The following is a 20,304-nucleotide window of genomic DNA, read 5'->3' as shown; positions in this document are numbered from 1 at the left end:
GTGGTTGAGGCCCTTTTAGGAGGTTGGAGGTACAAATTCCATCAAGGTACGATAAGCTACAAATTGGTTTTTGTATCTTTCGTTTAACTCTGCCTGCAAAGCAGGAGCAAATATTTCTTGGTATTGGTTGTAATTATCAAGTGTTTCTGCAACGTATTGTGCACAATACGTTACCCCTTCGTTTGGTGAATCTACCACCTTTAATAAACGGTGAGAAACAAATAATTCTGTAGCCATAACCTTCGGGATATGAATATCCTGCATCCATTGTAACCAATCTTCAGCAGCTGCTTCATCAAGTATCAGCGTAACATTATATAAAAACATATGCAAAGATAATTAATAAATAACCGTTAAAAAATCAATGTTAGCTGTTTTTATTCTTTTAAGTGCTAATAATCAACTAGATTTGCAGGCCCTATTGTTGAAGCATGATACGAAGTAACGACTCTCAAAAAATTGATAATTCGACGCGAAATTACATTTACACAGGTTACCTAACGGCAATTTTTGGTGGGATTCTTGGCCTTGTTATTGGCTGGGATCTGATGAAAAAGAAAAGGACGGTAAGTACCGGAGAAAAAGTTTTCTCTTATTCGCTATCTGATCGGCAACATGGTGCCAGGATATTAATTTTGGCCGGAATCTGCTTCATTTTGTTGTTAACACTAACTATTATCGCATTAGATGCATAGTTAACATTTGTATCTAAATGATAACCATTACCACATCATCCACAATAAATGACCTTGAAGGAATTCTTAAACTTCAAAAACAAAATCTAAAACAAGATTTAACCGCTGATCAAATAAAGGAACAAGGTTTTGTTACCGTTTCGCATTCAATTGATGATCTGGAGAAAATGCATAAATACGAGCCTAATATCATTGCAAAAGATGGAGATTTGGTTGCTGCTTATATACTTGGAATGACGGAACAATCAAAAAACGATATCCCGAGACTGGTTGAAATGTACGAAAGCTTTGATCATATTTTATATGAGGAAAAATCCGTAGCAACATATCAATATATCGTAGTTGGCCAGGTTTGTGTAGGGCAGGGCTACCGGGGTAAGGGATTATTTGATCAATGTTATAACGCTTACAAAGATTATTTTAAGCCAAAATACGATTTTGCGATAACTGAAATTGCCAGCATAAATTTACGATCGATGAATGCCCACAAACGCATCGGATTTAAAGTAATTCATACCTATACCGATAATAGCGAAGTAGAATGGAATGTTGTAGTTTGGGATTGGAGGAAGTAATTAGTTTTGCGGTGGGCGTATGGCGTAATTTAATTTGTTATAAACAATTAGCCGCATAAAAACCACCAATCAACTAGTGGCTAATGAACCAAGGCACTATACCCCATCACCGCGTAAATTTCTAAATCTTTTTCTGGCTTCTGCGCTAAACATGCTTCCCGGATAATCAGTGATCAGTTTCTGAAAATAGATTTTTGCCTGAGCAACATCGTTAAGTTTCTTTTCGTAAATATCGCCCAGCGTAAAAAGTGCATCATCCGTCCAAATGCCGTCTTTAAAATCTTCAGTAACTTTTTTTAGGATGTCGGCTGCTTTTTGAAAATCATTTGCCTTAATAAAAATCCTTGCTTTGCTCATTAAAATGGCATCAGCCAAACTGTTCTGAGGATAAGCAATTGCAATGCTATCCATTTTTTTTACCGCCCGCTCAGGCAGGTTCCTGAATAAAAGCATTTCTGCATCGGCGTACATTTTTAGTGCATTGCTATCCGCAGGTGTTTGAATGTTATCGTTAATCAATAAACTCAGGTTCAGGGCATCATTTGCAATCAGTTGCGAGGTAGCGGCTTTTAAAACCAGGCATTGGCCATTGCTATATTCAAAATTACCTTGATAAAATGAAAGCTTTGCACTTCTAAAACGTGCTTCATTGCCTACCGTTTGTCCTTCAAACTGTTTACTTACTTGTTCGTATACCAAAAAGGCTTCCCAGGGCTGGTTGGTTAAAATGTAAATGTCGCCAAGATCCAATTTCAACTGGCCAAGTTCCTGATCATTTATCCCGGGCATTTTTATTGCTTCTTCCAGTTCTTTCTCTGCCTTGACGGGTTGGTTTAAATAATATGCTTGCAGGTTGGCCAGTTTTTTAATCGCAAAAAGGGTGTTCCTGTTCTTCCCACTCTCATCTAATAAAGCCTGGTAATCTTTTGCAAGCAGGTCAAGATCGGCCACGGTATATTTCCCATTTGTGCGCAGGTTGTACCTGGTATTTAGCATTTCAATTTTCGATGGCAGATAATATTGGCTATCCTTTCCTTTCGTTAACAGGTAATCATAAGCTTTAATGGCTGTTTCATAAGCACCATTATCAACAAAAGTATAAATGGCATTAAATAATGTACCACCGTCAGCTTTTGTGCGTTTATCAAAAGCAATCAACTGGCGAAGTGCCATATCAAATTCCTGTTGCTGAATGTAATTCCATGTAAGGAGCTGAATATAAATTTCGGCATCCGGCTCTTTCTGGATTTTTTTTAAAATCGCCGACTGGAAAGTCTGATAATCATTTTTATCTTCAAAAATAGAAGAAAGAACAGCTTCTGCCTGTGGTAAAAGCTGCGGCATGGTGCTCAATGCATCAAGATATTCCTGCATGAGCATGGGCTTATCCTTTTTAAAACGATAAATATTCAGCAGCTCAAAAGTAAAAAGCTGATCATTTCCCATCAGTTTTCTGCCCTGTTTAAAGGTTTGGATGGCAAAATCATAATTTTCAAAACGGTAAAAGCTATTGGCTAAATTCCTGATCTTAAACTCATCTTTGGTAAGCTTGCCAATTACTTCGGTAAAAATTTTATTTGCCGCTTGTACATCTCCCTTTTCTTGGTAAAGCTTGCCCAATGCTATGGGATAAAGTTCACTCTGCTGATTTTTTTTAATCTCTTTTTTTACGAGTTTTTCGGCCACATCATAACGCTTCAATTTTACTAGCGTATTGAAATAAATATCAAAATAAGCTTCATTATTTGGAATGGCATATAATTTTTCGAGTAGAACAACCGCTTTTTCATAATCTCCATCCTGATAGTATTGAATGGCTAAAGTACTTTCATCGGGTGCAACCTGTTGTTTGGGACGGAAAATCTGTGCATTTGCCCCAAGTGTTAACAATAAGAATAGGATGAAAAGCAAACGGTTCATAAACCCTAAATTATAAGTTTTAAATGTAACATTTTAATACATCTTTAGCTAAAGCACCAATTGATATTAAACGTATTTTAAATGTTACCTGTATTTTATTTTGTAGGTATTTTATAAATACTAAATTGACCCACAACTTATTATTGTATGCATAAGTAACATTGTTGGTGTAAATCGCAGTTAAGTTGTTATGATACTTATTTTTGTCGTCCCGTAAAGGATTTATTTATGCTTAAAAGAGTTTTTCTATTGTTAATGGTTGCATTGATCTGGGCTTGTAAAGGTTCCAATAATGAGATTATTCCTGTAGATGATTTTTTTAAAACGCAGGATAAAGCCTATTACCGCATCTCGCCAGATGGCAAAAGCCTTTCTTACCTAAAACTTCAGGATAAAAAACTCGATCTTTTTGTTGAAGACCTGGCAACCGGAAACAGTGTGCAGCTTACTCATTTAAACGGAAAAAGTATCAGTTTTCATTTCTGGACAAGCAATAACGAACTCATTTATTATACCGAAGATGAATCTAAAGAACGTAAGTCGGATATTTTTGTGATCAATAAAGATGGCAGCAAACAGGTGCAGTTAAGTGCTAATGAAAAAAGCCGTTTAAGGGTTATTGAAGATCAGCTTATTGATGATAAATACATTATTGTGGCCTCTAATAAACGTGATTCGACCGTTTTTGATGTTTATCGCCTCAACGTGCGGAATGGTAAGATGGATATTGCAGCAAAAAATCCAGGAAATATTACCGAATGGATGACGGATAACAGGGGAGTGTTAAAAATTGCTGTTGCAAGCGATGGTGTAAATGAAACGCTGATGTACCGCGAAAACGAAAACCAGCCCTTTGCGCCTGTTATTACCAATAATTTTGAAACCACTTTACAGCCCATCGCGTTTTCAGAGGATCAACCGAATATACTTTATGCCATTTCCAATGTTAACCGCGATAAGAATGCACTGGTTGCACTCGATTTAAAAACCGGGAAGGAAAAACAGGTTCTTTTTGCCAATGATACCCTAAATGTAGTTGATGCTAAATATTCCCGTCCACAAAGGAAAATGCTTTTTGTAACCTGCGAAACCTGGAAAAAGGAAAAGTATTACCTGGATGACAGTACCAGGCTTACTTATTCGAAAATAAATCAACTTCTGCCAGGCACAGAATGGAAAATTATGGATAAGGATAAGATGGATAAGTTTTTTGTGGTAAGAACATTTACCGATAAAAATCCGGGATCTTATTATTTATATACCGCCAGCGAAAACAAATTAAAAAAGCTTACTGATATTAGTCCTTCCATTAATCAGGAAGACATGAGCAGCATGAAACCCATTTCTTTCAAAAGCCGCGATAGTTTAAATATTAATGGTTATTTAACCCTGCCAAAAAACAGAAAATCAGTCAATTTACCTGTTGTGGTATTGCCACATAACGGGCCCGGTGGAAGAAATAGCTGGGGTTACAATGCCGAGGTACAATTTTTAGCTAACCGTGGTTATGCCGTATTGCAAGTAAATTACCGGGGTTCTACAGGTTATGGAAAATCATTTTACGCTGCTGGCTTTAAACAATGGAGTGATAAAATACAAGATGACGTTAATGATGGCGTAAAATGGTTAATTGCGCAAAAAATTGCAAACCCAAAAAAAATTGCCATTTATGGTAATGGTTTTGGCGGTTATATTGCATTAAATTGTTTGTATAAAAATCCCGATCTTTATAAATGCGGTGGATCTAATTCAGGTGTAATTAACCTGTTTAGTTACCTAAAAACCATCCCTCCGTTTTTAAAGGCGAATTTGCAGATGTATTACGAAATTGTGGGCAATCCGGTAACTGATACCGATTATATGCGTTTTGCATCACCGGTTTTTCATGCCGATCGGTTTAAATCTCCTGTTTTTATTGCACAAAACCCAAAAGATCCCCGTGTAAATGTAGCAGAAGGCGTTCAGTTTATTAAAGAGTTAAAAAAACGTAATGTTCAGGTTACTTATATCGAAAAAGAAGAAGGACCCAACCCGGTAATGCGTCAACAAGGGCGAACAGCTTTGTACAAAGCTTTAGAAGAATTTTTACAAGAAAACCTAGGTAAGAAATAGGGTATGGCCTTAGATAAAAAAAGTGGTTACCGCAAAAATTTCTCTCTTGGTGTAACCTTTATTGTACTCATTTCCATCCTTTTTATCCTTTCGCTTTTCCTGGCCTTCAACTACAGTAAAAAATCGATTGAGAATGATTTTGTGTCCGAAAAGGTAAATGTACTGGAGCAAAGTATAAAGCCCTATAACGACTTTTTTCAGAATAAAATGCCTGAAATTTCTTACTATAGTGGCTACCTCGATTCTTCCACAGCATCGAAGTTTGTAGATACAGTAATGTTAAAATATCCTTTTATCTCAAAGGTTACTTTTTACGATACAGAAGTGAAAAATATGCCCGTTAAAGATGGGATAAATGCAAACCACCTGGGTATTGGCCCGAAATCAATTTTCCAGTTTGGAAAAGGGGTAAAGCCCGATTCTGTAAAACTTTACTCAGAAGATGATACCCGATCTTTTAATGTAGGGAGTGATTTTAACGCAATCGCCATCAAACTCGCAACATTTGTTGAGGATTTAGATACCGCATCAGTACCCACACAGGAAAAATTATTTACAAATTTTTCAATCGTTAATTCCAATGAGAATAAAATTACCTACCTCAATATTCCCAGTCGTGAAGATTTAAGGGTATATAAGGATATGATCAGGCATAAATTAAATCCAAGCCCTGTTTATCAGCAGGATGTGATGGTATTTAATCTTGATGCATATAAAATTAAAATTATAAATACCAGGCCCTTATTGTATCAAACCATCAGAATAGAGCCATTAACTTACGATCCGATTGATACCTCCGACGAAAATATAAACACCGAAATTGCGCTGCCAGGTGCATTTTCTGATTTTAAGCTGTACCTTATATCCTCGAAATCTTACATCAAAAAGGAAATTTTTATTTACTTCATGCCAATTGCCCTAGTGCTTCTTTTAGTGTATGGCGTGCTTTTATTGGTGGCTTTTTTAATTTACCGTAACCTGAACATCAATAGTAAAATGTTTAAGTTGCAGTACGATTTTGTGAATAACCTTACCCATGAGTTTAAAACACCTGTTAGCGTAATTAAAATTGCAGGGAACAACATTAAAAGTGCTACCGCATTAAGCCAGAAAGAGCAGCAGCTTTATGGTAAAATACTGGATGAAGAAGCCGACAAGCTGAATGGTTTGATGAATAAGTTGCTGGCTTTTACACAAATTGAAAATAAGGCAATTAAGCTTAATCAGGAAGAAGTTAATATTGTTGATTTTATAGAAAGCACCATTGAATCGCATACGCTTAAACATCCCGATTTTAAGATGACTTATGAGGTGGTGGGTTTTAAAACCTTTATTACCGATCCGGTGTTAATGGGAAGTTTGTTTGATAACCTGGCAGAGAATGCTTACAAATATTCCAAGCCTGAACAGAAGAAACTGCATATTAGTGCAAAACTGATTAAAGGTGTGCTCGTTTTCCGTTTTACGGATAAGGGAATAGGTATAGCAGCGTCAGAATTAAACAATATATTTAAGAAGTTTTTCAGAATTCAGAATGAATATAATCAAATGGGAAGCGTGGGCTTAGGTTTGGCATTCTGCAAAGAACTGGTTAACTTTATGGAGGGAGAAATCTCTGTAAAAAGCAAAGTAGGAAGCGGCACTGAATTTAAAATTGTATTGCCGTATAACAGTTAAAAAATTTAAAAAATTGAAAGGTTTTAATGCGGTAAGTTAAATTTCCAACATTACAACCTGCATATAACACACATACAAATGTCTAAAGAAGTAAAAATATTAATTGTAGAAGATGATGAAAATCTTCGCTTTCTTGTAGCTCACCGTTTAAAAGCAGAAGGATATATCGTGCTTGAAGCAAATGATGGCGAAGCTGGTGAAAGAATGATTGTTGCCGATCAGCCTGATATTGTTTTATTGGATTGGATGATGCCTGGTAAACAGGGTGCCGAAGTTTGTGAGAATGTGCGCAAGCAGGGTTTCGAAAACCTGATCATTATGATGACTGCCAAGGCACAGGATGTAGATAAAATTGATGCTTATAATTTTGGTGCATCTGATTATATCACCAAACCATTTAACATGGATGTTTTAGTGGCCATGTTAGAGAGTAAGGTGAAATTTATTGTAAATAAAGATACTGCCGAAATTCACCGTTTTGGCAACATGGAACACCATCCAAATATCCATACCTTATTTAGAGATGGAAAGAAAATCGAATTAACGATACTGGAAAACCGTATCCTGCTTTATTTCTTACGTAATCCGGGTAAAGTAATTAACCGTGATGAACTGATGCTGGTCGTTTGGGGCTATAACTCTGATGTAAACACCAGAACGCTCGATATGCATATTGTGCGCTTACGTAAGAAGATAGAGTTGAATCCGGATAATCCACAGTTGTTGCAAACTGTTAGGGGCGTAGGGTACCGTTTTAACGCGGGATAATTACAATGTGCCATCAAATAGTACAGGCGTTTTGAGCCGACGAAGCAATCTTATAACAATCGCTACTAGCATGTGCTTTAGGATTGCTTCGTACCCAACATTGACGATCGCTTTACTGAAGCCTGTAAATGGTAGCCGCTGAAGAACCATTAAAGCATTTCAACAGGCTTAATCTTACATTTTACTTAATATATTCACAATTATGCCCTTTTCAATGTGAAAATTGTGATTTCAGGTAAAACACCAACCCTGCCTGGGTAGCCTAAAAAGCCATAGCCAACATTTACATAAAGCTGTTGTTTCTGCTCCTGGTACAAACCCGCCCATTCTTTATAAATATATTGCACTGGGCTCCATTGAAATTCTTTTAAGCGAACTCCAAACTGCATTCCGTGGGTGTGCCCGCTGAACATGGCATCTATCTGAGGATATTTTTGCAAAACTTCTCCACGCCAATGCGAAGGATCATGACTTAGCAAAAGTTTAACTGGTAAATCATCGGTATCTTTAACCGCCAGTTCCATCTTGCCATATTTAGGGAAACGGCCCATGCCCCAGTTTTCAATTCCTAAAATACCAATCTCTTCGCCATCAACTTTTAACCTGCGGTTTTCGTTCATTAACAAATCATAACCCATTATTTTATGCACATCAACCATATCCTTCAGGTTTTTTACCTTAGCAGGCGATGATTCTTTACCAAAATAATAATCACCATAATCATGGTTTCCCAGTGATGAAAATACGCCTAATGGAGCCTTCACTTTAGCAAAAATATCCTGGTAATCTCTTACTTCATTGGTGAGGTTGTTCACCAAATCGCCTGTAAAAAAGATAAAATCTGGTTTTTCGCCCAATAGCATTTCCACGCCACCCTTTACGGCCGTTTTGTTGTAAAAACTTCCCGAGTGGATATCCGAAATTTGACCCATTGTTATGCCATCAAAAGCCTTAGGTAGGTTCGGGAGGATTAAATTTACCCGTCGCACCTGATAATCGTATGCGCCTGAAATAATTCCCCAACTTAATGAGGTTAAAGGAACAGCCGCCGCTACTAGGCCAGCTTTAACCAGAAACTGAGAACGGGATATAGGTTCTTCTACAGTATCTGTACTATTTGGAACTTCTGCTTTTTTACTTTTTCTAAAAATTTTAATAAATAACCGGCGTAAATCATCTAGTACCAGAAATGGCAGCATGGCAAGTTTACAAGCTACCGTTAAAAAGAAAGCCACTAAAATTATGGCCCTTAAAGTGAGGAAAAGGTTCAGGTAAATTCCACAGAAAACACCAAAAATTAAAAGCAGACTATAACTCCAGTATAAAATAGAAAATACCTTGCGGGTATTGGGTTTCCATTTTTTAAAAACGGCAACAATGGCTTTAAAGCAATAAATATCAAATGCAATTATGAAAATGCAGGCAGCAATAATAAAAGGTAATCTTCCCATATGGTCGGGTTATTCGATTTAAATATTAAATAAGGTAGGTTTATGCGTCTAAATTAAGAAACTGTTTAAATTATATTCAATAATAATTTTGCAGCTGTTAATAAATAGCTGTTTTGCCAGTAATTTTGTGACAACTTTTTATATGATTTAAAATTTGCTCACAAGTTTGTGACCAAATTTTATGTGACAGAATTTTTTGTCAAAATAAATTCTGTCACAAATAAATATTTGATTCATTTTTCAGTTTAATGATCAGAATTGAATAAATTATCTAAAATCCGTTTAGGGTGATCTAAAAATGATTTATAAACCCTGTAAACTTCCGATTCCTCATATTTTACTTTCTCAATCTGGTTTGCCGTCATTTCATATATGGTAGCATTCGGGTAGGACAATAAAATTGGAGAATGCGTAGCAATAACAAATTGAGCATTTTTATTTACCAGGCTATTCATTTTAGAAAGCATCGCAATTTGCTTCGTAGCAGAGAGTGCAGATTCGGGCTCATCAAGTATGTAAACGCCACTTCCCCCAAAACGGTTCATAAATAGCGACCAAAATGATTGCCCATGCGATTGCTCGTGCAAGGATATGCCACCATAAGAATCTATAATTTTTGGTCCGCCCGGTTCCTCATCCAGTTTATCTATTTCACTGGCCACATTATAAAAACTTTCTCCGCGCAGAAAATAACCATCTTTTGGCTTCCTGAAACTTTTGGTTATGGTTAGATAATGATGCAGAACAGAATGCGTTTCTGAGGTTTTGAAGTTGAAATTCTTACCTCCGCCCTCTGCATTAAACCCAAGATGAACGGCAATGGCTTCAATCAAGGTAGATTTTCCCATTCCATTTTCACCTGTAAAAAATGTAACATTGGGATGGAAAGAGAGTTCTTTAAAAGATTTTAAACATGGAATGTTAAACGGATATCCATCAGGAAGGCGTTCTTGAGTAAGCCTTATCGATAAAAGATATCCGTTAAACTCCATCAAATATGGTTATCTAAAATCGTCTTCATCCTCTTCCTCATCAAATTCGGCATTAAATAAACTGCCAAACATATCAGAAAAACCGAAGCCTCCATTTAAAAAGTTTTTGCTCAGTTGCGAATATTCGGCCAAACCGTGCAATACAAATTCCATTAAAAGTAAAGTTTGATTTTCACTCAGTTTAGGGTGGAATTTTTTAACAATATCGTACAAGCCTGGTACGAGCATTAACGCTTTTTTATACTGCGCATTAGTTAAACCATCGGTAACATCTACATTATTGCCATCTGTAAACCATTCGGTTACTTCAGTATACGGGTTGGCTGTTTTGGTTTTTTTTGCTTTTTCAGGATCGGGAAAATATTTTGCAAACAGCGTTTTTACCGCTTTACCAATTAAAGTTGTTGCCACATGTGCCGGGCCTTCAAGCTCTCCTTCGTAAACCAGCTCAATTTTACCTGTAATTGCAGGAATAATTCCAGCTAAATCAGATAAGCGGACGAAGGTGTTTTTTTCGCCAGCAATCAGCATTCTTCTTTCGGCAGTGCTGATTAGATTTTCATACGCAGATATAGTTAACCTGGCCGAAACACCAGATTTTTGATCGATATATTCACTTTTACGCGCTTCGAAAGCAATCTGCTCAATTAAATCTTTTACCAAACCATCAGCTTCAATGTTTGCTTTTTGATCGGCCGTAAGTTTTGCTTCCTGAAAAGTAATTTTACGCGAAATTTCGACAGTTTTAGGATAGTGGGTTAAAATCTGACTTTCAATCCTATCTTTTAATGGCGTAACAATGCTACCACGATTGGTATAATCTTCAGGATTTGCCGTAAATACAAATTGAATATCTAAAGGCAAACGCAATTTAAAACCACGGATCTGGATATCTTTTTCCTGTAACATGTTAAACAATGCCACCTGGATCCGCGCCTGCAAGTCTGGAAGTTCATTAATTACAAATATACTGCGGTGGGCACGTGGTATTAAGCCAAAATGAATTACACGCTCATCGTTGTAAGTTAATTTAAGCGTAGCTGCCTTTATCGGGTCAACATCGCCAATTAAATCTGCAACGGTAACATCAGGAGTGGCTAGTTTTTCAGTATACCTTTCGCTGCGGTGTAACCATGCAATTTCGGTATCATCACCTTTTATAGCAATTTCATTTTTGGCGTACCACGAAATCGGGTTCAACGGATCGTCGAAAATTTCACTTCCGGCCACATAAGGCACATACTCATCAAGCAGGTTTACCATTAAACGGGCAATCCGCGTTTTTGCCTGCCCGCGTAAACCCAAAAGCAGAATATTATGGCGCGATAAAATAGCAGTTTGCAATTCAGGAATTACTGTTTCATCATAGCCGATAATTCCTTCAAATTCAGTTTTTTTATCACGGAGCACTTTAATAAGGTTTTCTCTAAGTTCTTCCTTAACGCTTCTTGATGTATAATTTGTTGCCTTTAACTGGCCTAATGTTGTGTTTTGCATATATATAATCTGTACGATTCGTTATTTACTTTTCAGTTTTTTCATAAACTCACCAATTGCAGGTTGTAGTTCTTTGAAAAGTTCTTGCCCTCTATTTTTTAAAATTACTTCAGTAAACATTTTTAAACCAATGGCAAACTCAATACTCTGATTTTCATCCTCAAAAATATTTTTGTTTTTAATGGTATTGATAATGTTGAATATATTATCGTGGTTATCAAACTCAAGCATTAAAGGGGCATTTTTTGCATCCTCCTCTTTTGCTAAAGATATTTCTTCCAATGTTAACTTATATGTATTTGTACGTTTTGCCATGTTAATTAATACCTCATATAAACCTACGCCATACTCCGAATGCCGGCTCCCAACTATTTCACCGTTTTACGTCTGTTTTTAATATAATCTTCAAAAATATATTCGCCCAAACCATTTAATGAGCTGTAGAAAGCCCTTCCGCCATTTATTTCGGTAAATTGCCTTACAAACTGTTGCAGGTAAGGGTCTTTGGCAATCATAAATGTAGTAATCGGAATTTTTAACCGTTTACATTGTGCCGCCATATTCAAGGTTTTGTTAATTACCTTCCTATCAAGCCCCATACTATTTTTATAATATTTGCCATTTTCTTTCAAACAGGTTGGTTTACCGTCTGTTATCATGAAAATCTGTTTGTTATGCGTTTTACGGCGGCGCAATAAATCGGCAGCCAATTCCAGCCCAGCATAAGTATTGGTGTGGTAAGGGCCAACCTGTAAATAAGGCAAGTCTTTAACGCTGATCGGCCAGGCATCATTTCCAAATACCACAATATCCAGTGTATCCTTAGGATATTTCGTTTTAATCAGCTCAGCTAAAGCCATTGCTACTTTTTTTGCAGGTGTAATCCGATCTTCACCGTACAAAATCATCGAGTGCGAAATATCAATCATCAGCACAGTAGAGGTTAAGGTTTTAAAATCTTTTTCCTCCACTTCCAAATCTCGGTCGGTTAATGTAAAATCACCAATGCCATGGTTAATTTGTGCATTTTGAATCGAAGCAGTCATATCAATCTGGTCTAAACTATCACCAAAACTATACTCCCGCCTGTCGGCATTTTTTTCTTCACCAATGCCCGATTGGTTGCTGTTGTGGTTCCCGCGGCCAGATTTTTTCAGTTTCCCGAAAATTTCATCCAATGCCGATTTACGGATCGTCTGTTCCGTTTTAGCGGTAATTTTAAATTCTCCCGATTGATTGTCTTCCGTAAGGTAGCCCTTATCTTTCAGGTCGTCAATAAAATTACCGATTCCGTAATCATTATTGGTTAATTTATATTGTTTGTCGAGTTCGTTCAGCCAGCTTAAAGCCTCTGCTGCATCTCCAGCTGTATAATTTAGCAATTCGCTAAATAATTTAAGCAACTCATCAAACCCACCCTTTGGCGTATCGCCAGGCTTATAATCAGAAAAACGAAAACCTCTCATGTGCTTGTATTAACGATTTATCGAAGATAAAAGTTTCGATTTGCATTAATTTAAGCGCGGTGTCATATTTGGTGCCAAGCAGAAAGGTAAAAGCTGAAAGACCAAAGAATGGTTAAATTGAAACTATAAACTGTCAACTAAAAGCTGTCAAACTGATCCGGGCGTTTCCCAAGCTGCGCAAGGGTCGGGCTTTTCAGGGCTGCGCTTCGCTCCGGTACCGATTAAGGATCGGTACCGAACCCTTCCAATCCCTAACGCAAACCCCACCGTTTTAACTCCTACCTATTAGGTTAAACTTTCCGTGTTAATCCGTGCATCCGTGGCAAAAAGGCAAAAGCTTACCCAAGCGCCATATGGTAGATCTTTTTGTTATAATCAGGGTTGGCACCAGCTTGTGAGGCTACAAAAGCGCCAACTTTGCAGGCATTATCTAAAGTGGTTTCCATTGGGTAGCCTTGCAAATAACAGGCTATAAACGTGGCTAAAAAAGCATCACCGGCACCAACCGTATCGGCCACCTGTACTTTATAGCCCTTGTGTTTAAACAATTTGCCATCTTTTAATACACAAGCACCTTTATCACCAAGTGTAAGGCAAATGGTTTCGATATTAAATTGAGTAGAAAGTTGTTTTAAAAGCTGTTCGTCGGTATTGCCAGTTAAACCGAATGATTCTTTAACCCATAAAATTTCATCCTCGTTTATTTTTAATATATCAGCTTTTGCTAAAAGTTCTGCTATTAAATCTTTAGTATAAAAGGGCGCCCGAAGGTTAATATCGAATATTTTAATTTTTGCATCATCTAAAAGTGCAAGAATGGTTTTTCTTGATTTTTCTTCCCTACAGGTTAAGCTGCAATATACCAAAGCATCCGCCGCTTTAACTGCTGCAATATTTTCATCTGTTAATTTAATATCATCCCAGGCCACCGGCTGTTTAATGGTATAGGTAGCCTGATGGTTTTCATCCAGCTGTACCACAACCGTACTGGTTGGCAGTTCTGCATTTACCTGGATTAAATCGGTTGCAAAATGGTTGTTGGCTAAAAAATTAAATAGTTCTCTACCATTTTCGTCGTTTCCAATAGCACTGATAAAACTACTTTCTATACTTTGTTTGTGTAAGTTGAGTGCTACGTTCATGCTTGAGCCGCCAGCTTTTTTTCCCTCCGGGAAAACATCCCAAAGTATTTCGCCAATTGTAATTACTTTATTTTGCATAGAAGATTTATAGATACGTAAATAAAGAATTTTTACGCATGGAACAAAATAATTTGTTTCATATCTTTATTTTTTACCATATTTTAAACCATCATGAAAAAACTACTCGTAATTGCCCTGCTTTTAATGTCATTCAGCGTGTTTGCCCAAAATGCAAAAGAAAAACAAGCAATTCTCAACCTGCTCGAAAAACAACGTACAGATTGGAATAAAGGTGATGTGGAAGCTTTTATGCAAGGATACGAAAAATCGGATAGTTTACTTTTTGTGGGTAAAAGCGGACCAACATATGGTTGGCAAAAAACTTTGGATAATTATAAAAAAGGTTATCCGGATAAATCTGCCATGGGCTTTTTAGTGTTCGGGATAAAAAAAGTAGATTTTTTAAAACCCGACCTGGCCTTTGTGTTGGGGAGTTGGAATGTTAAAAGAGAAAAAGACGAGTTAAAAGGATATTTTACACTCTTGATCAAAAAAATTAAAGGAGAATGGAAAGTAATTGTTGATCATAGTAGTTAGTTATTCCGCTTCCTTTAATATATATAAAAGTACAGGATCGGTACCTTTAATTTTATCTATGTAGCTCGTGTAGATAGACTTGTCTGGATTGACAGGATGTTTTGTTTTCTCGTTGCAATCTGCCCCCATATCAAAACTTGTGGATACACTCATGCTAATTTTGCTCTTGGGAAGCAGAAAGCGATAGCCTTCACCAAAGTCGTTTGTATTTTCTCCAGTAGGTTCGCCAATTAGTGTTGCGAGATTAAATCTCTTTATACCGTCTGCCAGCATATTTGCGCTCGAAAATGTCATCGGTCCGGTAATAACGTAAACTTTACCTTTGAAAAATGCTTCTTCACTAATATATTTTGGATCATATGGCGCACATGTTTCGGTTTGCCAAATGCTATCGTCATCCTGTTTTAGGTAAATATTACTGCTATCTCCATGTTTAATTAATTCGTTTTTATACAACCGACTTATTTTCCAGTATTTTCCGCTTGTTAGCGTATATTTTTTTGAGTTGAAATAGCCTAAAAGTAAATCTGCATTAATAGAGTTGCCCCCGGTGTTTTTTCTGATGTCGATTGCAATGGTTTTGAGGTGCTTTTCCTTTATAATGGTAAAACATGAATCAAAAAACTTTAAGTATGGATGGTAATCTCCTTCAAGAGTATTTAATTCTAAATAACCAATCTTATTCTTTAATATTCTGAATGAATATGGATTATTCACCAAATTTGGAAATACATCAGCAATTATATTTCTTAAAATTGTTCCTTCTGAAAGGGTTTTAATCTGTTTTTTGTTTTTGTAGATATATACTATTTTAAATGGTGCTTTAATATCAGAAAGATATAAGTTATAGCCCATCATTTTGATCGCGATTTCGTTGCTGTAGGATTGGAGCCCGCCACTTCTTAATGCACATTCCTGATAAAATTTTTGTACTGATGTTCCATTAATTGAAAGAATTTCCGCTCCAGCCGGAATAATATCAGACTTTGATTTTCCATCTGCATAAACTTTGTTTTTTTTGTCGGCAATAAATGTTATTGGCAAAAAAATAGGCTTACGGAAATCTGATTTAAAAATAGATTGTATAATCGTTGGTGCAGTGTGGGCATCACCGATAACAGCTGTCATTTCTGTAAGTTTCAAAGTAAAAAGTTTGGTATCAATAGAATCTGGAATGGAACTTTTTAATTGATTTACTTTCTTCAGGTATTTAGAGGTTGAAGAAAATAAGAATGGATTATAGTGTACTGCTCTTATCGTTTTATCAAGAAAATTGATATCTTCAATAGCATCTGCTTTGGAAATACTTTGTGCGAATACAGGCAATGAAACAAAAATTGTACAGAAAAATGTTATAGCTGTTTTCATCATATAAGTTTTCTTTCAAGACGATATAAAGAAAGTTAAAGTTGCATAAAGATTATTCTTCCAACTTAAAATCTTTATAATAGTAATCTTTGTCTGCATCTGTCAACTGGCGGATCACTCTGCATGGGTTGCCGGCAGCGAAAACATTATCCGGAATATCCCTGGTAACAATACTGCCAGATCCGATAACCACATTTGATCCGATTGTAACACCAGGATTAATCACAACATTCCCACCAATCCAAACGCTGTTGCCAATGGTTACTTCCTGCGCCCACTCATATTCCTGATCTCTTAAATGTGCGTGGATAGGGTGCCCGGCCGTGTATATAGCAACATTTGGCGCAATAAAAACACTATTCCCAATACTAACCTTAGCGCAATCTAAAATAACAAGGTTAAAATTGGCGTAAAAATTGTCGCCGATTTCAATGTTATAACCATAGTCGCATCTAAAGGGTGGCTCAACATAAAACATGCGTTCTGTTTTTCCGAAAAGTCGTTTTAATAACTCCTTGCGTTGTTTAATAAACTTTGGAGCAAGATTGTTAAATTCATAAACAATTTCGCGTGCTTTTAACCGCTCTTTTGATAATTCTGCTCCACCAGCCTGGTAAGCTTTACCGGCCAACATTTTTTCTTTCTCGGTGAGTATTTCGGGATCCATTTATAGATGTCTGATTTTATTTTGTGTTAAAATAGAATATGTAAAAAAAAACGGGGCTACCGTAACCCGATGCCCCGCTATATTTTGCTTATAATAACATTAAGGTCTGCCTTTAGCCAAAGCCTTTTCTGCAATTTTTACTGCTTTTTTCTCTCTCCAGTTCGCATACTTTTCTTTAAAAGTCATTTTAATTAAACTGTCAATCGCGCCATGGGTAAATAAACTCCAAACGCTGGCTACTTTACGTGTGATCGATTGATCCCAAGCCCTTAAACTTAGCGAGAATGAACCATCAAGATATTTCATCCAATGCCACATGCCTGTAGGCATAAATAAGGTATCGCCATGTTCTAAGAAAACTTCATATCCCTCAACACCATTTAACGCAGGAAATTTTTCGAAATCAGGATTGGCCACATCATAATCTTCCAAAGCATAAGTAGCATTTGGCAAGCAATATAACCTGTCTTTCCATTTGTTATCAAAAAGTACAATGTGTTTTCTGCCACCAAAGTGGGTATGGAAAATATGCGGTAAATCAATATCGTAATGTAAAAAAGTTACCGAGTTAGAACCACCAAAAAACATTGCTGGCATACTTTCGATAAAACCACCCATTAAATCTTTAGGGATTTTTACGTCATTTATTAAACTTGGTACTTTTTTAAACAGGTTAAAAAAGAAGATTCTTAATTCCGTTGGTTCACGTTTAATCAGATCGAGGTAATCGCCAAATTTCATGTGTGCGGTAGCCGCATTAATTGGTTTTGATGGATCTGCTTTAGAGTTGTCATAAAGTGGAACTTCCAGATCACCGCCAATTTGTTTTAAATATTCGGTTGTCCATTTTTCTCTGGCAGGCCAATCTTTAGTTAGGCCCCTGATTACTAACGGACGTTTAGTTTTCAGATAATTTTTCTTAAAATCTTCGGGAGTGATGCTCTCAACGATATCAACAGGTTTTAAAATGAAACTCATGCGCTTAAAATCGGTTATTTGTGCCGAACAACAAATGTGTAAATTTTATTTTACAAAATCGATGTTCAGAGGTAAATGTGACTAAAATCACGTAATCTAAATTAGCAAATACTTAACAATTTAATAATTACGCTACAACTTTATTTTTAACAATTTCGGCATAGGCAGCATCCCAAAGATCGATCCTTTTTTGAAGGGCCTTTTTGGTGGTTTCTTCTGCTTCAACCCAAAAAGATTCATCATTTTCGCACAGTTTCTCCGTCATCGATAATGCGAGGTGGCTATGGTGGTCGCCATCTACTTCGATATGACGTTCTAAATAATATTTAAAAATTGATACTTTATCAGCCTGTGTACTGTTTAAATCGTTTACCATGCTAAAAAACATGTTTGGAATCAGGTCTTCACGGCCAAATGTAAAGCTAGCTGCTTGTAAATGTGTTTTTCCGCTATTAATGGTTTCAAAAGTGGCATTAACGAAATCCTGAGCACTTGCAGGCACCTCTGCTGTTTTGAAAGCTTCCTCGAAACTTTTTCCATTTTTTAAACCTTCCAAAAAGTTATTGATCGGTTTCGTATTGGCACCACATTGATTCATTGCATCTAAATAAAGCTCAAAGTGACTTTTGATCGCACCATTTGCGTCAACATCCGATTCTTCGCCTGCTACAATTTCATTAATTAATTGCCTCGTTACCGGATCACCTACCGGAAACCACGGAAGGGTGGTACAAGTGAGGTTGATCTGCAAGGCTTTAAGCAGCGACATAAAATCCCAAACAGCAAATATGTGATGTTCCATAAAAATCCTGAGATCTTCCAGTTCACTAATGGCCGAATAAACTTTATGGTTAATGATTTCTTGCCTTAGCGGCTCTATTCTCTCTTGAATTTTTATAATGTTAGGATGCATATATTGAATGATTGAGTTATTGAATTTAAATTGCGAATGCGAGAATGATTAAACTAGCATCATAAAATATGCCCATCCAATCGTTCCTTCATTTCATCATTCAATAATTATTATTTTGGTAAATTTTTTTCTAATGCTTTATTTGCTTTTTTAACCGCAAGTTGTTCTTTCCAGTGCATGTACTTTTCGCGGTAGTTGGCTTTCATAAAGTCGTCAAATTTACGCTGTAAAGTTAAGTTATACAAGCTTTTTGCTTTCACGGCCCAGCTTTTGTCCCAGGCTCTTAAACTAATTGAGAATGATCCGTCCAGATATTTCATCCAGTGCCAGTATCCGGTTGGCATAAATAAGGTATCTCTATGTTAAATTGAATTTCATGTTAAATAACTATTAATGAAGCAAAATTAAATAGTTAAAAAACAACAGGCTTTACGAAAGCTAAAACTTGAAAAATGGCTGACAATAAATTAAAAACAACCCAGACTACCATTTACACATAAAAAAACGTTTTTACGGTTAAGCAAAAACGTTAATTTAAAAAATCACACGGGTCGAGTAATATCAATTAATAAGGATATATTTTGCTGTTATGCCCATATTTACGATAAATAAATAACTATGGATTTAATGTAGTTTGTTTTTTTAAAACAAAAACGTTCCAGCTATTGCCAGAACGTTTTTTGTTGATCAAAAGGATATATTAAATATTATTTAGGCATTAATACGGTATCAACTACGTGAATTACACCATTTTTCTGATAAACATCTGCAATAGTTACAGTGCTCATTCCACCTTTTTCATCTTTTAACATTAATTTTTTGCCTTCCATCCAAGCCCAAAGTTTACCACCTTCTACGGTTGTTAATTCTGCTTTACCACCACCAGCTTTAATTGCTTTTGCAATGGCTTTGCTATCCATTTTACCTGCAACAACATGGTAAGTTAAAATTTTTGTAAGGGTAGCTTTGTTTTCTGGTTTAACCAAATTATCAACAGTTCCTGCAGGAAGTTTATCGAATGCAGCGTTTGTTGGTGCGAAAACGGTGAAAGGACCTTTACTTTTTAAAGTTTCTACTAAACCTGCTGCTTTAACTGCTGCAACTAATGTAGTGTGGTCTTTTGAGTTTACTGCATTGTCTACAATATCTTTAGCAGGATACATTGCTGCTCCACCCACCATTGGGTTTTTTTGAGCGTAAACTTGGGTTGTGAATGCCATTGTAATTACGGCAAATACTGATAAGATTAAATTTTTCATTATTTCTAATTTTAAGTTTCTGTTATTTGATTCCATTTACGACGGCTTACAGATGCTTGGTTTTTAGAAATGAAAATTATTCTTTAATCATTTGATTATTAGTGTTTTATTTTTTTTGTTTTATGATTTTTAAAATGTGCTGCTGTAGTTCTCAGCGAAACCAAGTTTATTTAACAGCCGGTTGTTTTTAACTTATCATGAAAATTTGACCGATTTGCAAGCGTTAA

General features: G+C 36.3%; 20 protein-coding genes. 6 read left to right on the top strand and 14 right to left on the bottom strand.

Annotation, left to right across the window (positions count from 1 at the left end):
* Window positions 1-15: 15 nt before the first annotated feature.
* Complete coding sequence (locus ACZZZW_RS24965) at window positions 16-327, bottom strand: DUF4286 family protein (RefSeq protein WP_055912995.1); 312 nt, start codon at window positions 325-327, stop codon at window positions 16-18.
* A gap of 104 nt (window positions 328-431) precedes the next feature.
* On the opposite strand from ACZZZW_RS24965, the gene ACZZZW_RS24960 reads away from it, so the two are divergent.
* On the top strand, window positions 432-695 hold the full coding sequence (locus tag ACZZZW_RS24960; protein ID WP_055912993.1) for a hypothetical protein: 264 nt from the start codon (window positions 432-434) through the stop codon (window positions 693-695).
* Between the two features lie 17 nt (window positions 696-712).
* Window positions 713-1,270, top strand: coding sequence for a GNAT family N-acetyltransferase (locus tag ACZZZW_RS24955; protein ID WP_463497486.1), 558 nt, complete (start codon window positions 713-715; stop codon window positions 1,268-1,270).
* A 96-nt stretch (window positions 1,271-1,366) separates the two neighbouring features.
* Here ACZZZW_RS24955 and ACZZZW_RS24950 read toward each other — a convergent pair whose 3' ends face one another.
* The gene (locus tag ACZZZW_RS24950) at window positions 1,367-3,190 is read right to left on the bottom strand and encodes a tetratricopeptide repeat protein (protein ID WP_055912990.1); all 1,824 of its coding nucleotides are present in this window, start codon (window positions 3,188-3,190) and stop codon (window positions 1,367-1,369) included.
* A gap of 228 nt (window positions 3,191-3,418) precedes the next feature.
* On the opposite strand from ACZZZW_RS24950, the gene ACZZZW_RS24945 reads away from it, so the two are divergent.
* The 3 genes from ACZZZW_RS24945 (at window position 3,419) to ACZZZW_RS24935 (ending at window position 7,747) form a co-directional block, all read left to right on the top strand.
* Window positions 3,419-5,302 carry a S9 family peptidase gene (locus ACZZZW_RS24945; RefSeq protein ID WP_055912986.1) on the top strand — a complete coding sequence of 628 codons (1,884 nt, stop codon included), beginning with the start codon at window positions 3,419-3,421 and terminating at the stop codon, window positions 5,300-5,302.
* Between the two features lie 3 nt (window positions 5,303-5,305).
* Window positions 5,306-6,979 (top strand): sensor histidine kinase, encoded by a 1,674-nt coding sequence (locus ACZZZW_RS24940; protein ID WP_055912983.1) that lies wholly within the window; start codon window positions 5,306-5,308, stop codon window positions 6,977-6,979.
* A 78-nt stretch (window positions 6,980-7,057) separates the two neighbouring features.
* Window positions 7,058-7,747 carry a response regulator transcription factor gene (locus tag ACZZZW_RS24935; protein ID WP_055912981.1) on the top strand — a complete coding sequence of 230 codons (690 nt, stop codon included), beginning with the start codon at window positions 7,058-7,060 and terminating at the stop codon, window positions 7,745-7,747.
* Between the two features lie 200 nt (window positions 7,748-7,947).
* On the opposite strand, the gene ACZZZW_RS24930 is transcribed toward ACZZZW_RS24935, so the two are convergent.
* From ACZZZW_RS24930 to ACZZZW_RS24905, 6 genes are all read right to left on the bottom strand, one after another.
* Window positions 7,948-9,198 (bottom strand): metallophosphoesterase, encoded by a 1,251-nt coding sequence (locus ACZZZW_RS24930; RefSeq protein ID WP_055912978.1) that lies wholly within the window; start codon window positions 9,196-9,198, stop codon window positions 7,948-7,950.
* Between the two features lie 245 nt (window positions 9,199-9,443).
* Entirely contained in the window at window positions 9,444-10,190 is a 747-nt protein-coding gene (locus ACZZZW_RS24925) for an AAA family ATPase (protein WP_055912975.1), read from the bottom strand.
* A gap of 9 nt (window positions 10,191-10,199) precedes the next feature.
* Window positions 10,200-11,687 carry a sigma 54-interacting transcriptional regulator gene (locus ACZZZW_RS24920; RefSeq protein ID WP_055912972.1) on the bottom strand — a complete coding sequence of 496 codons (1,488 nt, stop codon included), beginning with the start codon at window positions 11,685-11,687 and terminating at the stop codon, window positions 10,200-10,202.
* Between the two features lie 21 nt (window positions 11,688-11,708).
* On the bottom strand, window positions 11,709-12,002 hold the full coding sequence (locus tag ACZZZW_RS24915; protein ID WP_055912968.1) for a DUF3861 domain-containing protein: 294 nt from the start codon (window positions 12,000-12,002) through the stop codon (window positions 11,709-11,711).
* A 53-nt stretch (window positions 12,003-12,055) separates the two neighbouring features.
* Window positions 12,056-13,153: a vWA domain-containing protein gene (locus ACZZZW_RS24910; RefSeq protein WP_055912965.1), complete on the bottom strand. Its 1,098-nt coding sequence runs from the start codon at window positions 13,151-13,153 to the stop codon at window positions 12,056-12,058.
* Window positions 13,154-13,491: 338 nt separating this feature from the next.
* Window positions 13,492-14,373, bottom strand: a complete 882-nt coding sequence (locus tag ACZZZW_RS24905; protein WP_055912962.1) for a carbohydrate kinase family protein — start codon at window positions 14,371-14,373, stop codon at window positions 13,492-13,494.
* Between the two features lie 93 nt (window positions 14,374-14,466).
* Between ACZZZW_RS24905 and ACZZZW_RS24900 the strand changes: the two genes are divergently transcribed.
* Window positions 14,467-14,892, top strand: a complete 426-nt coding sequence (locus ACZZZW_RS24900; protein WP_055912960.1) for a YybH family protein — start codon at window positions 14,467-14,469, stop codon at window positions 14,890-14,892.
* Here the strand turns inward: ACZZZW_RS24900 and ACZZZW_RS24895 are convergent, their stop codons facing one another.
* The 6 genes from ACZZZW_RS24895 to ACZZZW_RS24870 form a co-directional block, all read right to left on the bottom strand.
* Complete coding sequence (locus tag ACZZZW_RS24895; RefSeq protein ID WP_055912957.1) at window positions 14,893-16,260, bottom strand: S41 family peptidase; 1,368 nt, start codon at window positions 16,258-16,260, stop codon at window positions 14,893-14,895.
* A 52-nt stretch (window positions 16,261-16,312) separates the two neighbouring features.
* A complete protein-coding gene (locus tag ACZZZW_RS24890) occupies window positions 16,313-16,927 on the bottom strand; it encodes a sugar O-acetyltransferase (RefSeq protein ID WP_235526176.1) in 615 nt (204 codons plus the stop codon).
* A gap of 99 nt (window positions 16,928-17,026) precedes the next feature.
* Window positions 17,027-17,905: a cupin-like domain-containing protein gene (locus tag ACZZZW_RS24885; RefSeq protein WP_463497476.1), complete on the bottom strand. Its 879-nt coding sequence runs from the start codon at window positions 17,903-17,905 to the stop codon at window positions 17,027-17,029.
* A gap of 127 nt (window positions 17,906-18,032) precedes the next feature.
* Window positions 18,033-18,818: a DUF3050 domain-containing protein gene (locus ACZZZW_RS24880; protein WP_055912951.1), complete on the bottom strand. Its 786-nt coding sequence runs from the start codon at window positions 18,816-18,818 to the stop codon at window positions 18,033-18,035.
* 110 nt (window positions 18,819-18,928) lie between these two features.
* On the bottom strand, window positions 18,929-19,162 hold the full coding sequence (locus ACZZZW_RS24875; protein WP_055912948.1) for a hypothetical protein: 234 nt from the start codon (window positions 19,160-19,162) through the stop codon (window positions 18,929-18,931).
* Window positions 19,163-19,525: 363 nt separating this feature from the next.
* Complete coding sequence (locus ACZZZW_RS24870; RefSeq protein WP_055913348.1) at window positions 19,526-20,077, bottom strand: fasciclin domain-containing protein; 552 nt, start codon at window positions 20,075-20,077, stop codon at window positions 19,526-19,528.
* Window positions 20,078-20,304: the final 227 nt, after the last annotated feature.

This window comes from Pedobacter sp. AC379 (genome assembly GCF_979258145.1).
This window is presented reverse-complemented; position numbering and strand designations above follow the sequence as displayed.

Excerpts from the sequence above, each read along its gene's own strand:
- ACZZZW_RS24895 (WP_055912957.1), bottom strand. The coding sequence starts at position 16,260 with ATGAAAACAGCTATAACATTTTTCTGTACAATTTTTGTTTCATTGCCT.
- ACZZZW_RS24920 (WP_055912972.1), bottom strand. The coding sequence starts at position 11,687 with ATGCAAAACACAACATTAGGCCAGTTAAAGGCAACAAATTATACATCA.
- ACZZZW_RS24890 (WP_235526176.1), bottom strand. The coding sequence starts at position 16,927 with ATGGATCCCGAAATACTCACCGAGAAAGAAAAAATGTTGGCCGGTAAA.
- ACZZZW_RS24955 (WP_463497486.1), top strand. The coding sequence starts at position 713 with ATGATAACCATTACCACATCATCCACAATAAATGACCTTGAAGGAATT.
- ACZZZW_RS24950 (WP_055912990.1), bottom strand. The coding sequence starts at position 3,190 with ATGAACCGTTTGCTTTTCATCCTATTCTTATTGTTAACACTTGGGGCA.
- ACZZZW_RS24930 (WP_055912978.1), bottom strand. The coding sequence starts at position 9,198 with ATGGGAAGATTACCTTTTATTATTGCTGCCTGCATTTTCATAATTGCA.
- ACZZZW_RS24885 (WP_463497476.1), bottom strand. The coding sequence starts at position 17,905 with ATGAGTTTCATTTTAAAACCTGTTGATATCGTTGAGAGCATCACTCCC.
- ACZZZW_RS24900 (WP_055912960.1), top strand. The coding sequence starts at position 14,467 with ATGAAAAAACTACTCGTAATTGCCCTGCTTTTAATGTCATTCAGCGTG.
- ACZZZW_RS24925 (WP_055912975.1), bottom strand. The coding sequence starts at position 10,190 with ATGGAGTTTAACGGATATCTTTTATCGATAAGGCTTACTCAAGAACGC.
- ACZZZW_RS24910 (WP_055912965.1), bottom strand. The coding sequence starts at position 13,153 with ATGAGAGGTTTTCGTTTTTCTGATTATAAGCCTGGCGATACGCCAAAG.
- ACZZZW_RS24870 (WP_055913348.1), bottom strand. The coding sequence starts at position 20,077 with ATGAAAAATTTAATCTTATCAGTATTTGCCGTAATTACAATGGCATTC.
- ACZZZW_RS24960 (WP_055912993.1), top strand. The coding sequence starts at position 432 with ATGATACGAAGTAACGACTCTCAAAAAATTGATAATTCGACGCGAAAT.
- ACZZZW_RS24915 (WP_055912968.1), bottom strand. The coding sequence starts at position 12,002 with ATGGCAAAACGTACAAATACATATAAGTTAACATTGGAAGAAATATCT.
- ACZZZW_RS24940 (WP_055912983.1), top strand. The coding sequence starts at position 5,306 with ATGGCCTTAGATAAAAAAAGTGGTTACCGCAAAAATTTCTCTCTTGGT.
- ACZZZW_RS24880 (WP_055912951.1), bottom strand. The coding sequence starts at position 18,818 with ATGCATCCTAACATTATAAAAATTCAAGAGAGAATAGAGCCGCTAAGG.
- ACZZZW_RS24875 (WP_055912948.1), bottom strand. The coding sequence starts at position 19,162 with ATGCCAACCGGATACTGGCACTGGATGAAATATCTGGACGGATCATTC.
- ACZZZW_RS24965 (WP_055912995.1), bottom strand. The coding sequence starts at position 327 with ATGTTTTTATATAATGTTACGCTGATACTTGATGAAGCAGCTGCTGAA.
- ACZZZW_RS24945 (WP_055912986.1), top strand. The coding sequence starts at position 3,419 with ATGCTTAAAAGAGTTTTTCTATTGTTAATGGTTGCATTGATCTGGGCT.
- ACZZZW_RS24905 (WP_055912962.1), bottom strand. The coding sequence starts at position 14,373 with ATGCAAAATAAAGTAATTACAATTGGCGAAATACTTTGGGATGTTTTC.
- ACZZZW_RS24935 (WP_055912981.1), top strand. The coding sequence starts at position 7,058 with ATGTCTAAAGAAGTAAAAATATTAATTGTAGAAGATGATGAAAATCTT.